The organism is Novosphingobium naphthalenivorans NBRC 102051, from assembly GCF_001590985.1.
Lineage (GTDB): Bacteria > Pseudomonadota > Alphaproteobacteria > Sphingomonadales > Sphingomonadaceae > Novosphingobium > Novosphingobium naphthalenivorans.
The window spans coordinates 1-13136 of record NZ_BCTX01000099.1 but is presented as its reverse complement, the minus strand read 5'-3'; the positions used below and the strand labels follow the sequence as shown (position 1 = coordinate 13136).

General features: G+C 61.2%; 12 protein-coding genes and 1 pseudogene. 4 read left to right on the top strand and 9 right to left on the bottom strand.

Features of this window, described 5'->3' with window-relative positions:
• Both NN5_RS21785 and NN5_RS27360 read left to right on the top strand, forming a co-directional pair.
• Positions 1–244, top strand: a pseudogene (locus tag NN5_RS21785) (slipin family protein); the annotation flags it as partial.
• Positions 245–482: 238 nt separating this feature from the next.
• Positions 483–863, top strand: coding sequence for a NifB/NifX family molybdenum-iron cluster-binding protein (locus NN5_RS27360; protein ID WP_013833421.1), 381 nt, complete (start codon positions 483–485; stop codon positions 861–863).
• 149 nt (positions 864–1012) lie between these two features.
• Here the strand turns inward: NN5_RS27360 and NN5_RS21775 are convergent, their stop codons facing one another.
• From NN5_RS21775 to NN5_RS27355, 3 genes are all read right to left on the bottom strand, one after another.
• Positions 1013–2056, bottom strand: coding sequence for a type II glyceraldehyde-3-phosphate dehydrogenase (locus NN5_RS21775; RefSeq protein WP_013833420.1), 1044 nt, complete (start codon positions 2054–2056; stop codon positions 1013–1015).
• 422 nt (positions 2057–2478) lie between these two features.
• Positions 2479–2775 carry a DUF5676 family membrane protein gene (locus tag NN5_RS21770; protein ID WP_013833419.1) on the bottom strand — a complete coding sequence of 99 codons (297 nt, stop codon included), beginning with the start codon at positions 2773–2775 and terminating at the stop codon, positions 2479–2481.
• A gap of 55 nt (positions 2776–2830) precedes the next feature.
• Positions 2831–3019 carry a DUF2933 domain-containing protein gene (locus tag NN5_RS27355; RefSeq protein WP_083835219.1) on the bottom strand — a complete coding sequence of 63 codons (189 nt, stop codon included), beginning with the start codon at positions 3017–3019 and terminating at the stop codon, positions 2831–2833.
• 658 nt (positions 3020–3677) lie between these two features.
• On the opposite strand from NN5_RS27355, the gene NN5_RS21765 reads away from it, so the two are divergent.
• Positions 3678–4496, top strand: coding sequence for a Crp/Fnr family transcriptional regulator (locus NN5_RS21765; RefSeq protein WP_148274999.1), 819 nt, complete (start codon positions 3678–3680; stop codon positions 4494–4496).
• Positions 4497–4691: 195 nt separating this feature from the next.
• Here the strand turns inward: NN5_RS21765 and NN5_RS26675 are convergent, their stop codons facing one another.
• The 4 genes from NN5_RS26675 to NN5_RS21750 form a co-directional block, all read right to left on the bottom strand.
• The gene (locus NN5_RS26675) at positions 4692–5147 is read right to left on the bottom strand and encodes a glycosyltransferase (RefSeq protein WP_198409097.1); all 456 of its coding nucleotides are present in this window, start codon (positions 5145–5147) and stop codon (positions 4692–4694) included.
• Complete coding sequence (locus NN5_RS26670; RefSeq protein ID WP_013833416.1) at positions 5098–5904, bottom strand: glycosyltransferase family protein; 807 nt, start codon at positions 5902–5904, stop codon at positions 5098–5100. The genes NN5_RS26675 and NN5_RS26670 overlap by 50 nt, the downstream gene beginning before the upstream one ends.
• Before the next feature lie 32 nt (positions 5905–5936).
• The gene (locus NN5_RS21755) at positions 5937–8468 is read right to left on the bottom strand and encodes a plasma-membrane proton-efflux P-type ATPase (RefSeq protein ID WP_013833415.1); all 2532 of its coding nucleotides are present in this window, start codon (positions 8466–8468) and stop codon (positions 5937–5939) included.
• Between the two features lie 257 nt (positions 8469–8725).
• The gene (locus tag NN5_RS21750; protein ID WP_067738222.1) at positions 8726–8956 is read right to left on the bottom strand and encodes a hypothetical protein; all 231 of its coding nucleotides are present in this window, start codon (positions 8954–8956) and stop codon (positions 8726–8728) included.
• A gap of 265 nt (positions 8957–9221) precedes the next feature.
• Between NN5_RS21750 and NN5_RS21745 the strand changes: the two genes are divergently transcribed.
• Positions 9222–10583 (top strand): NAD(P)-binding protein, encoded by a 1362-nt coding sequence (locus tag NN5_RS21745; RefSeq protein WP_013833413.1) that lies wholly within the window; start codon positions 9222–9224, stop codon positions 10581–10583.
• A 574-nt stretch (positions 10584–11157) separates the two neighbouring features.
• Here the strand turns inward: NN5_RS21745 and tnpC are convergent.
• A complete protein-coding gene (tnpC, locus tag NN5_RS21740) occupies positions 11158–12726 on the bottom strand; it encodes an IS66 family transposase (RefSeq protein WP_051010117.1) in 1569 nt (522 codons plus the stop codon).
• 133 nt (positions 12727–12859) lie between these two features.
• Positions 12860–13136, bottom strand: a 277-nt coding sequence (gene tnpB / locus NN5_RS21735) for an IS66 family insertion sequence element accessory protein TnpB (protein WP_067738219.1), incomplete at its 5' end; no start/stop codon positions are given.

The window sequence follows — 13136 nt, the reverse complement described above, 5'->3', positions numbered from 1 at the left end:
GATCGCGCGCCAGGCTGAAGCGGAGCGCGAGCGGCGCGCCAAGGTCATTAATGCCGAAGGCGAGCATCAAGCCGCGCAAAAGTTGCTTGAGGCGGCGCAGATCCTTGGACGGCAGCCCGAAGCAATGCAACTGCGCTATCTCTCCACGCTCAACGTCATCGCAAGTGAGCGCAGTTCCACGATCGTCTTTCCATTCCCGATGGAGTTCAAGGATCTGCTCAGGGTCGGCAAGGCGCAGGAATAGCGGAGTGACAAGAATTGCCCAAAAGGCGCGAACGACCACGTTGGCCTGCCGGTACGACCGCCGGCACATTCGCTCGAGAGAAGGTGTCAGCCACCATGGCAGCAATGGCCAATCCTGGAACTCTGTACTTCGCTGCCGCGGCACCCATGATCAATTTGATCGGGATTAAGGATTGCAGCTTGAGACTCGTCTCATCTGTGTTCTTCCAAACCGGAAATATTTAGCAAGCGAGGAAGGGATGTCACACTCGGCTTTGAGTCGTCCAGAACCGTCGGCCCGGACGGCATTGTTGGTCACGCATTCGCATGAGGGAACCGTGCTGTGCCCGTTCTTCAGCAAATGCGACGGCCTCCTCATCATCGATCCCGATAACGGCTCTCGCGAGTTTCGCGCAAGGGAGGATGACACGCCCGACGCAATGTGTGATCTGATCCTGAAAACCGGTGTTCATCGGCTTGTCCTGGGTTTCATCGGCGGTCCTGCGGCCCAAAAACTCCGGGCGGCGGGGATCGACATCAGGTTGGGCTCCGGCGCGCTCGCGGTCGACGAGCTTGTGATCGGCTTTGATGATCTTCCTGCGGCATGGGCGCACCCAGATGGCGCCTGCGCTGACCAGTAGCGTGAAATGCTCAATTTGATCCATGATTCCCGCACTTTGGTGTCTGGACCAGGGGTCAAAGGATGCCAGAAACGCATCAGCAAGTTTCTGGCGCAACGCCTGCAAGGCCCATGGGAAGTGCAGCCTTGCAATGAGCGAGGCGTGAGGTCTCAGGACAACAGCGCGCCGATACCCAGCGCGGCGTTGGTCAAGGCGATTGAAGCGCTTGCGTCGCGTTCACGACCGGTAAGTGCACGGATCGCGTCGATGGTCTCGGGAATTACGATCGCCTGATTATCGACCATGTAGGCATAGAAGACCTCATCGCCCTGCACTGCCACCAGGTCTTCCCATAGCGCAACTTCGTAAAGGTTTTCGCGAGGCCGTCCGACGTCGGCCATTAATTCCTTGACTGTATTGAGCGCCGTCAAGCCATCGCTCATCCGGATGAGCGCAATCCGAGAAGACTGACGGAATGCGTCGATTACCTCTTCCTTTGACGCGTTGCGCGTCAACTGCACGGACCAGCTGTGCAGATGCGCGATGGTTTCTGGCACCTTCACGGCGATCGTCACGACATCAAGCTCGGGATCGACCGTCCGGGCATCTGGGCCTTGATGGCTCGGTATTTCATTTTCTGGAACGAGAGTGTTCATTATCCCGCCTTTGTGGCTTTCCCACGGGTCTGTCGCGCGCCGCATGACGGTACCCCTTGCCCTTTTCACGAGGCCGGCGTGCTTTAGAGCCGTCAAGGTGCGCACGATAGAGGTGGTATTGCAGGAGACAACCCGGGTGGCCATCTGCCCTAGCGCGCTTGCATAGCTCGCCTCGGCTACGAACGAATGCCCGGTCACCTCGTGCTTCTCGCCCCCCTGTACGATGAACTTCACCCCGCGTGTACGGTAATGCTCGGCATTCTGCGCTCCGATCGGCTTCGGAGTGCAGTCGACCACCACGTCGGTCTCGTTCAGGAGGTCGTCGAGCGTGCCGGACACGTCCAAGCCCGCCCTCTTCATGGCTTCGCCGCGATCCTCTAGCGACGCAAAGAGCCTGAATCCCTTCCTAAGGGCCGTCCTCATCCGCCAGTCTGTCTCGATGTCGGCGATGCCGACAAGTTCCATGTCGTGCTGGCTCGCAACGGCGTCAGCGACTCGCTTGCCGATTACACCGTAACCGTTCAGCGCGACCCGGATCTTTCCTTGCTGTGATGCCATAATTCATTCTCCTATCGCAGAACTCTTCGTCTTGATGCGGATTCAAGGCGGACGGTGGTGCCGTTGCGCCAGACCATACACGCAGCGCGCTGCAGTCCCGACGTCGAACAGACTGATTTTCGACTGCTTGCGCGGGTCGTCTCGACCAGCTTTCCCTGTTTAATCTCGGTGATGCCCTCCGAAGCCTGAGTGGTGCGATCCCGGACTTCATCGACATATGCTCGAAATCGAGCTTGATTGATGTAAACGTGTACTCAGTCCTCGCCGCAACAGAGCCCCCCGTCCCCCGCTGTATTCGGAGCCGTTTGAACCAGCCCCAATTGAACAGCGCCAACGTCATCGGCCTCGCAAGTCGGAAATTTGCTGGTGGAAATACCATATGACGCAATCGCGACCGGGAAGAACAGGGCGTCTCAACAGGCTCAATCTCTGTACGATCTGCCAAACGGCATCATTGTTGGCCGTGCGCCCCATCTTCTGTGCAGCAAATTGTAGATCGGACAAAAGACGAGACCGGCGTAGACACCATAGAGGAAGGCCTCGACCAGGCCGAGCAGAAAACCCCACCAGGTGAGCCATTTGAAGGCGGGCAGCATCATTTCCAGAAATCCGCTCATGCGCAGGCTTTGCGGCGTGACCAGTCCGTAAATCACGCAAACCAAAAACGTGATGGTTGTCCAGATGCCCAATGACCAAGCGACCAGTTTCGTGTTCAACATCGCGCGCTCCAATTAGTTCCTCGGGGGGCGAAGACCTGCGTCCCGCGCGCGTCTCCTAATGCCGATGCGCCGAAGATGCATCCGCGTCGCGCCGTTCCGCTGATCCGTGATCGGTACTCCGACCGTCAGAGCGGTCGCCGCGATGTCCTCCGTGACCGCCGTGGCCACCATGCCCGAACATATGCAAGGCAACAAAGGCGACACCGACTAGTATCCAAATCCAGTTCTGCAAAAGCCATTCCATTGCCACTGCCCTTCATCGGTCATGCAAGCGGCGCCCAAAGGTCCGGACTGATGCTCCATCTGCCGCATCTCAGTCTTCTTCATGTGAAAACGCCACGTCTATCTTGATCGGTCCACGATCGCGCTTCCGATCTGCATTTCTGCCCGAGCTAGCGCTCTTCAGGTAACAGAGCGTTCGCCAGCACGCCGCGTTTCCAATTGTCGAACGATGCCCGCGACGGCGGACCAAATCTTTGCCTTGGGTTAAACTTCCGTGTGTTGGTCAAGATATCGGAGGCGGGAAGCGGCCGGGCTCAAAAGCTCGATTTCTTCGCTTGCGATGTGTCAGCCGGGTAGCGGCGCGATGGCCACGACATGACCGGGAAAGCAGATGAAATCGGTTCGGACCCAGTGCGCGGGCCCATTCTCGTGACCGTGTCGGTCAGATGCAGCCATGGATGCACTCTATTCACCGCTCCTCTTACGCCCCCCTTGGCGAACCCGTCGGAGAATCACTGTAATCGTTCCGCCGTCACCGCGTCTGTGGTGTGCTGGGGTGAGCGAAGGTCATCCCCATTGGGCGCGCGTGCGTCTCAAGGTCGACGTGCAACCGGTGCTGTCGAAGAGACACACTGGTCACGTCAAAATTTGGGTTGGCTTCAATTCGGGGAGACGCAGCGATGGCGAATATCATGAGGACACCCAAAAGCGCTGGCGTCGATTGTGAAACGTGCCAAGCCCGCGTTGACGGTCTTTGCGCGGGCTACAGCGCTGGCACGGTGGAGTTTATTTCCGGGTACCGGTCCAATGACCGATACCTCAAGGCAGGTCAGGATCTCCTCAACCTCGGGGAACCTTGTGACGCGATCTTCAATCTCATCGATGGGTGGATGTTCCGCTACACAATTCTCGCCGACGGACGGCGGCAGATTCTCGATTTCGCATTGCCCGGTGCTATGCTGGGCCTAAATTCGCCGCTCGGCGCGCCGATGACCTTTGGCGCGCAAGCGCTGACGGACGTTGTCGTCTGCGTGATTCCACACAAGGCTTTGGGCCATTTGTCGCAGCACCAACCCGACCTAGGTCTGCGGCTCGCCTTGCTGATGGCGCGGGAACGCAGCCTGTCATTCGATCACCTCACCAGTATCGGTCGACGTTCGGCACACGAACGGATTGCCCGCCTCCTGCTTGAGTTGTTTGTCCGTTCCCGGGCAGGATGGCCTGGGTACCAGATCGAGGAAATGCATTTGCCAGTGACGCAGGAGCATATCGGGGATGCGACAGGCCTGACGGGCGTTCATGTCAACCGGGTGCTGCGCGACCTCGCGAATGCGGATATTCTCAAATTCTGTTACCGGCGCCTCAGCATCCTGGAACCCGACAAGCTGATGGACCTAGCGGGAATCGATCAGGAACTGCTGCAATCGTGGACGGGGTCCGGACGAAGCGAAGCGCGCGCCCAGGGCGACTTTGCCAGGGGATGTCGACATGCGGCCTGACGCCCGCTTCGCCAAAGAGAAAGGGCTGCCGGATCAGCGGTGCTACCTAGGAATCGCATCGTCCTCATTCTTGCGGCAATGCCACTGCTGCCGGCGACGGCTACGCTCCGGCGCGATGACCACCCACTCGCCGCTGGTCCTGTCCCGACGGAACTCGTTCATCGAACCGCCTCGGCCCGTCTCATCTCCACCGCATTACGCAGCCAAGTTTCCCTTCAATCGAAAGTCCGGTTCGAACGAGCCGACGAGGTCCAACCACTCCTCCATCAGCCGGGTCATCAGGAAGCGCTCCCTCACAGTCTCTTTCGCCTTCTTGCCAAGCATTCGCGCAAGCTCCGGATCTTTAGGGATTTGGACGATCCGCTCAGCAGCTTCCCCGATGCGGTCGACGAGAAAGCAGTTCACCCCGTCCTCGATCTGATGGCGGATGCCTTCGACATTGCCGCCGATGGCGGGGGTAACCTTCCACATCGCCTCGGTAACTGTGAGACCAAAGCCCTCTCGGATCGACTTCTGCAACACGACAGTGGCGCGTCGTTGCAAGGCGATGACGAGGGCCGAGTCCTGGACGGACAGAATCCAGATGCGGTCCTCGCCGCATCTACACGGATTCAAAGATTTCCTGGCCCTCTGGGTCGTCGGTCGCGACATTGCCGACCAGCACGAGCGTCGCGTCCACCTCTTTCCGAGCAATCCTGAAGGCGTCGATCACGCCCTGCGGGTCTTTCCATTTGTCGAAGCGTGAGACCTGAACAATGAGTGGCCGATTTGTTGGAATATCGTAATAGCTGAGCCGTTCGTCGATCTCTGCGTCCGACAGTTCCTTGTTCGTCGTCGAGAAAGGTTTGATCGCCGGCATGATGAAACGTTGCGGCGATGTGATCTTCTGAGCGTACTCCGGCAACGAGAGGACGACGGCATTATACCGCTCGATGAACGGCGCCAGATATGACCAGAGCTCCTGATGGGGGTTCGACAGATCGACATGGCAGCGCCACACCCACGGCGCCTTCTTGCGGAAATGCTCGATCAGCGGCAAAGGCTGTGGGTCGTGGACGATGACCAGATCGTGGTCGAGATGCATGCGAACCGCGTTTTCGAAAACGACCTCCTCGTAGATGTTCCGCTTGAGTTCGCTCAGATTGATCTCACCGCCCTGAAGCGCGTTGTGCATTTTCTTGGTGACGGAGAAGAAGTCGAGGCGCCCCTGGATCACCCGCCAACCGGCCCGGATGCCGGCCGCGTTCATCAGGAGGGTCAGGGACGACAGGATTTCGGCAACCCCGCCGCCGCCGTAGGTGGAGTTGACGTTGACGACGTGCAGGTCGCGAAGCCGTTGCGCCTTGGTGAGGATGCGCTCGACCGTCTCCGCGCCGACGAGCGATTCATACGTCTCAACGGATATCAAGCGCCCTGTCTGGGCGTCGGTTGCCGACGGACTTACGCCGCGCGCTCCGGTTGAGGTTTCCCGGCTTGGCCAGGTACCCGACGGCCGCACGTCGCCGGGGCACATTCGCGACCATGCACTGTGCCGTGGACCCTCGCGAGGTGCCGCGCATGCCAGGACGGCCCGCTCCGGAGCATCCGGTAAGTCCAGACCTTGATCAGGTTGTTGAACAGGAACCAGATCAGCGCATATCCCCAGATCAGCAAGGCGTAGGTCCAGCCGATTGGCTCGACGAACCAGCCATAGACGGTAGCGAGCGTGCCGAGCACCTGGGTTGTCTCGGTAGCGACGATGAGTTTCCAGCTGGGCCAGGGGCGCTGCCAGAACCAACCTTCGTTGCGCGTCAGGTAGATGGTCAGATGACCGGCGACGAGAAGCTTGAGGAAAATGAGGGTTTGGATCGTCGGCCGGGGCAACGCCAGATATCGCTCGGCGATCCAGAACAGCAGGAAGGAAGCGATGACCCCGAGCAGCCCGAGCATTGTGCTGATCGTCAGCACGCGGTGCATGTCCCACCGCACCGGCTGTCCGGCAACGCGGACATTGTCGTAGGCGATAGTCAGGATCGGGAAGTCATTGAGGATGGCGAGCAGCACGATCATCACGGCGGTGACGGGATAGAAATCGAACACCAGGATTGACAGCGTCATGAACAACAGCACGCGGATCGTCTCGGCAATGCGGAAAGTCGCGTAGCCCGTCATACGCTCGAATATGCGCCGCGCTTCCTCTGCAGCCTGTGTGATTACCGAGAGCCCGGGTGCGGTGAGCACCAACGCGGCGGCGGCGCGCGCGGCATCGGTTGCGCCGCTGACTGCAATGCCGATGTCGGCCTGTTTGAGCGCCGGCGCATCGTTGACGCCGTCGCCGGTCATGCCGACGATGTGTCCGGCCTGCTGCAAGGTGCGCACGATCTTGAACTTGTGCTCCGGGAACACCTCGACGAAACCGTCAGCGCCCTCGATCCGCGCCCCATCGCCGTCGTGGCCTTCATGCGTAAATACCTCCCGGGCCGAAACAATGTCAGCGCCGAGACCGAGCTGCTTTGATATCTCGCGCGCGATGGCGACGTGATCGCCCGTGACCATGCGCACGTCGAGGCCCATGCGTTTCGCGGTTGCAATGGTTTCAGCGGAGTCTTCGCGCGGTGGATCGAACAAGGGCAGAAGGCCCAGGAACGTCCAGACACCATCGGCCTCCGACCGGGCAACGCCCAGCGTGCGGTAGCCGCGGCCGGCCAGATCGTCGGTGGTCTTTTCGATGCGGCTCCGCGACTCCGGATCGGTCTTGGCAAGGTCGAGGATGACCTGCGGCGCGCCCTTCGCGACCTTGAAGCGATCAGACCCCGACTGAACCTCCGCTTCGGCGCGCTTGCGCACCGGATCGAACGGCTCAAAATGCGCGACCTTGAAGCCGGCCAGCGCCTTCTCATCGATCCCGCCGAGGATCGCTGCGTCAATCGCGTCGGGAGCCTCGCGCGCGCATGTCAGGGCGGCTGCGAGTAACAACTCTTTCCGGTCTTGGCCCCCAGCGAGGACGGGCTCGCCCAGCGTCAACTCGTTCCTGGTGAGCGTCCCGGTCTTGTCTGAACACAGGATGTCCATGCCGGCCATCTCCTCGATGGAGACGAGGCGAGAGACAATCGCCTTCATGCCGGCGAGTGTTGAGGCGCCGACCGCCATGGTGACCGACAGGACCGCAGGCAGCGCGACCGGAATCGCGGCGACCGTCAGGATCAAGGCGAACAGCAAAGTCTCGACGAGCGGTGTTTCTTGGAACAGCGCCGCGAGCAGGATCACCGCCACCAGGCCGATCGTCATCAGGATCAGGAAATTTCCTATTCTCAGCACCGCCTGCTGAAAATGCGATCGCGGCTGCGCGGTCGCCACCAGACGCGCGGTCTTGCCGAAATAGGTGTCCATGCCGGTGGCGGTAACAACGGCCCGCATCTCGCCTTGACGAACGACCGAGCCCGAATAGGCGGTATCGCCCTGCTTCTTGTCGACCGGCAGCGATTCCCCCGTGAGCGCTGACTGGTCGATGCTGAGATAGTCTCCTTCGCGAAGCGCGACGTCGGCTGGAACGATGTTGCCGAGCTTGATCAGCACGACATCGCCGGGCACAAGCAACCGCGCCGCGAGATCCTGCCAGGTCCCATCGCGAAGCACGCGGGCGTTAGGCGCAAGCCGCTGTTTCAAAGCCTCGATGGCGTTGTCGGCCTTGTGTTCCTCCCAGAACCCGACGCCGGCATTGAGGAGCAGCAAGACGAGGATGATGGCGAAGTCTTCCCAATGCTGCACCGCAGCCGAGAGCGCGGCGGCGACTTCGATCATCCAGGGGATTGGGCCCCAGAAAAAGGAGAGGAGCTTGCGAAGCGGGCTGACCCGGCGTTCCTGAATCGTGTTCTCGCCGTATTGAGCCAGCAGCCGATGAGCTTCGTCCGCCGACAATCCGGTCAAGGTCCCAGACGGCGCGGGGGTCCTATACGGATCGAGAGACGGCTGCTTGTTTTCCTGGCGATCCATGGGTCAGAACTTTCGTTGTTGAAGCCGAGTCTATGCCCCCCTTTCCACGACGCTGCACTAAAGCGGCCGCCCCTCGTGGCACGAACTGAAATCTGTGGTAGGTAGCACTCTCGGCAGATCTTTGCGTCGTGCTCCGCTGAAAAGTGTGACGTCACTCGTCAGGTCAAGTCGTCCTGAACGATGACAGGGCGGTCGGACGTAAGCGCTTGTTTCATCCGGACTGGTAAGCAGGCCACGCCCTGCCCGTGCAATGTCACCTAACAGGGCAGCCCGCCGCTTCTGTTCAAGACGGGCCGGCTCGGCATCCACCCGATAACCCGTTCAGGCCCCCAAGCCGTGTCGAGCTGCACATTGACCGATTTGACGGCATAGCTCTCCGGTACGAGAGACATAGCCCCAAACAAGCTGCCCGCCGCGATAAGCCACGTGCCCGTGCTTTTTTGCTCGCCTTGTTTTTCCTCTTCGGCCTCGACGCGAAAAAGATCCATCTTAACCTCTCGAATGTTCCTCCGGTCACCAAGATCAAGATTTCCACCGTTTGCGACGTGGGTCTTTAACGCGGATCAAAGACAGCACCGCCGCGCTTGGCTTGATTCTGTGGGAGTGCATTTGAAGGCGTCCGCCGCGGAAATTTAGTGTGGGCTCGAAGATACGGGTTCATCCTCATCCCCATAAGCTTCTGCATCGGCTGCCAAGCGGATCTTTGAGGAGCGAATGGAAAACGGCGCGTCGTAGAGAGTGGAGGATGCATCAATGTTGAGGCAACCCGACGCAACCCGCACGCACGCCGTGGCCGTCGGGACAGGAGCGACGCGACAACAGCTCCCGCAATGGATCGACCATCTGCCGCCCTGCAACGCGGCTTGCCCCGCTGGCGAGAACATCCAGGCCTGGCTCGATCTGGCGCAAGCGGGCAAATACCGTGCAGCCTGGGAGGCACTGGTTCGCGACAATCCGCTGCCGGCAGTCCACGGACGGGTCTGTTACCGCCCGTGCGAGATGACCTGCAACCGCGCCGAACTCGATGACGCCGTCGGCATCCACGCGGTCGAACGCTTTCTCGGTGATCGGGCGACCGCCGAGGGCTGGCCTTATCCCGTCGACGCGGAATCGAGCGGCAAGCGGGTGCTGGTGATCGGCGCAGGCCCCAGCGGCCTTTCGGCTGCCTATCACCTCGCCCGTCTCGGTCACGCTGTGGAGATTCGCGAAGCTGGCCCCCTTCCCGGTGGCATGATGCATTTCGGCATCCCGGCCTATCGGCTGCCGCGCGCCGACCTTCTGCGCGAGATCGGGCGGATCGAGGCCATGGGCGTCAAGATCGTCCTCAATCACAAGGTCGAGGACGTGCTGGCCGAGAAGGCGGCCGGCGGCTTCGATGCGGTTTTCATCGCCATCGGCGCCGGCATCGGCAAGCATGTCGATATTCCTGCTCGTGACGCGGTTCGGGTCCTCAACGCCGTCTCGCTCCTGCATAAGGTCGCCGCCGCCGAACCGCCCCGCCTCGGGCGCCGCGTCGTCGTCTATGGCGGCGGCAACACCGCGATGGATGCTGCGCGCACGGTGAAGCGCCTCGGCGCCGAGGAGGCGCTGATCGTCTACCGGAGCGACCGCGCCCACATGCCGGCACACGCCTTCGAGGCCGACGAGGCAGTCGAGGAAGGCGTCAGGATCAAGTGGCTGACCACGATCAAGGAGATCGTGGGGCCCGACCTAACCGTCGAGACGATGGAACTCGACGAGAACGGCCGGCCACGGCCCACCGGACGGTTCGAGACGCTCACGGCCGACGCGATCGTGTTGGCGCTTGGCCAGGAAACCGACAGCGGCTTTCTTGGCCAGGTGCCTGGCATCGAGTTCACGGCGAATGGTGCGGTCAAGGTCGGTCCCGACATGATGACCGGCCACCCGGGCATCTTCGCCGGAGGCGACATGGTGCCGGGCGAGCAATCGGTCACCATATCGGTCGGCCATGGCAAGCGCGCCGCGCGCCACATCGACGCCTGGCTGCAGGGCGTGCACTACGAACGGCCGACAAAGCATCCGACCGTGACCTTCGACATGCTCGACCTGCCCGTGTTCCTGGAGGCGGCCCGGAGCAGCGTAAGCGTCCGGTGATGGAGCCCCGTCGTTGAGTTGGTGGGGTTGCAGACAGCCGAGAGCTCATTGATACTGAGGTATGGGCAGGACTTGGGTCGACACTAAGAAAATAGGTTTGGCTGCTTGCAGCTTAGCGTTCTTGGAAGCCTGTTCACCGGGGCCGAAGCGGACGGACGAAAGGAATACCCTGCCGCAGTACGTGGTTCTGACACACACCGATATGACGGACGGACCGATTTCTGGCAGCGTATCTTGCCGAGATAGTGCGGGTCGTCAGATAATGAGCGATCAATGTTTGCCGTCGCGTCAAATCTTGGAAGAGGCCGTTTTTGCTTGCGGGCCTACGATGGTGACGATTGATCAATCGTGGACCCATTCGTGGTCTGTGGCCTTTCCTGTCGATTGGAAACCAGGCAAGCCGTCCGCTGTGGATGTAGTGCGATGTGTGAAGGGCCACGTTGGCTTTGGATTTTCCGCGGTGATTGCGCCGCCGCCCAAGCTTGGTGAAGTCCCCGGAGCAGACGGGGACTCAAAGCCATTCTTGCCACTACATCGCAGGTAGCAGTCAGTTATCAGTCTGCTTGGCACAGCATCAATCAAGACCCTTCCAGTTCCAAGGCAGCAACTCGTCCACCCGGTTGATGGGGTGACCCTTGCCGATGCGGCCAAGCACATCGGCCAGCCATTCCTGCGGGTTGACGCCGTTGAGCTTCGCGGTCTCGATCAGCGAAGACATGGCGGCAGCGCGCTCGCCGCCGCAATCGGCACCGGCGAACAGCCAGTTCTTGCGACCCACACAGATGCCGCGCAGCGCGTTCTCGGCGAGGTTATTGTCGATCTCGAGGCGGCCGTCGTCGGTATAGGCGAGGAGTTGCGGCTTGAGCTTGACGGCATAGCGCAGGGCTTCGGCCAGCGGTGAACGTGCCGATGCCCGCGCCAGGATGTCATCGGCCCAGACGAAGAAATCGAGAATCTTGAGCTTCGACAGCTTGCGCGCGCGTCGCCGGATCTCGGCGGGTTCGGCATCGATCGAGCGCTCGATCTCGTAGAGTCCCTTGATCTTCTCGATCGCCACGGCGGCGGCCGAGGTGTTGTCGGACTTGAACACATCGTAGAGCTTGCGCCGGACATGTGCCCAGCAGGCCACGGGCGCGATGATGCCGGCTTCGCGGGTCGGATCGTAGAGCCGTTCGAACCCGGCATAGGCATCGGCCTGCAGGAAGCCCGCGAAAGTCTTGAGGTGTTCGCGTGGTCGTTCACCCTTGCGATCGGGACTGTAGCGGAACAGCGCCGCAGGCTTGTCGTTCGGGCTCCATCGCCGATTATTGCGCAGGTAAACCCACAATCGCCCGGTGGCCGTCTTGCCGGTTCCGGGTGCCAGTACCGGAACCGGGGTATCGTCAGCATGGAGCTTGGGACTGGCCATTACATGGTCGGCGATGCGATCGACCAAGGGCCTGAGCAACCAACTCACCTGGCCAAGCCAGTCGGCCAGGGTGGAACGACTGAGATCGACGCCTTCGCGGGCGTAAATCTGCGACTGGCGGTAGAGCGGCAGATGATCGGCGAACTTCGAGACGACGACATGGGCCAGCAATCCCGGCCCTGCCTTGCCGCGTGGCACGGGTAGCGCAGGAGCGGGAGCCTGGCTGATCGTATCGCAGCACGAACAGGCGAGCTTGGGGCGGACGTGGCGCACCACGCGAAAACTGCCCGGCACATACTCGAGCACTTCGGTGACATCTTCGGCGAGCGCCGACATCGCGCCACCGCAAGCTGTGCAGCGATCCGCAGCCGGAGCGGCATGGATCACTTCATCGCGCGGCAGATGCTCGGGCAAGGGCAAACGGCGGGGCCGGCTGCTTGGTGCCTTCGGCTCCCGGTCCGGCAGCTTGCCTTCGATGACGCACTCGGCATGGGCCTGCTCGGCTTCCAGTTCTTCGAGCGTCAGTTCCAGCTGGTCAGCTTGGCTCGCCATGCGCTCGGACGACTGACCGAACTTCATGCGCCTGAGCTTGGCCAGGGTGGCCTTCAACTTCTCGATCTGGAGCGTAGTCAGAACGACCGCGTTCTTTGCCGCCGCCAGTTCGTTGCGCGTGGCGGCCAACTCTTGCCGTTCGGCTTCCAGCGCCTGCTCCGATGCCGCAAGCCGTGCCTGCATCTGCTCCACAAGGGCGCGCAGATCAGCTGGATCGGAGGCGAGTTCAAGCTGCTCGGGAGACACGGTTCCCGTTAGCAGAATCGGCGAATCCGGCCAATCGAAAAGCGCGCAAATCCACGCAAAATCCGGGCCATCACACCTGCTCGGGCAACCTTGGCGGATCGGGACTGACGGTCCGCCGCCAGTCCATCGCCTCGATCAACAGGGCGAACTGCGCGGGCGTCAGGATGACTCCGCCGTCGACCAGCGGCGGCCAGACGAACCGGTGCCGCTCGAGCCGCTTGGCGAACAGGCACAGCCCGGTGCCATCCCAATGCAGCGCCTTTAGATACGTCCCGCTCTTGCTGCGGAACAGGAACACATGCCCACCATAGGGTTCGACGGCGAAAAGCGGTCGCACCAGTGCGGCC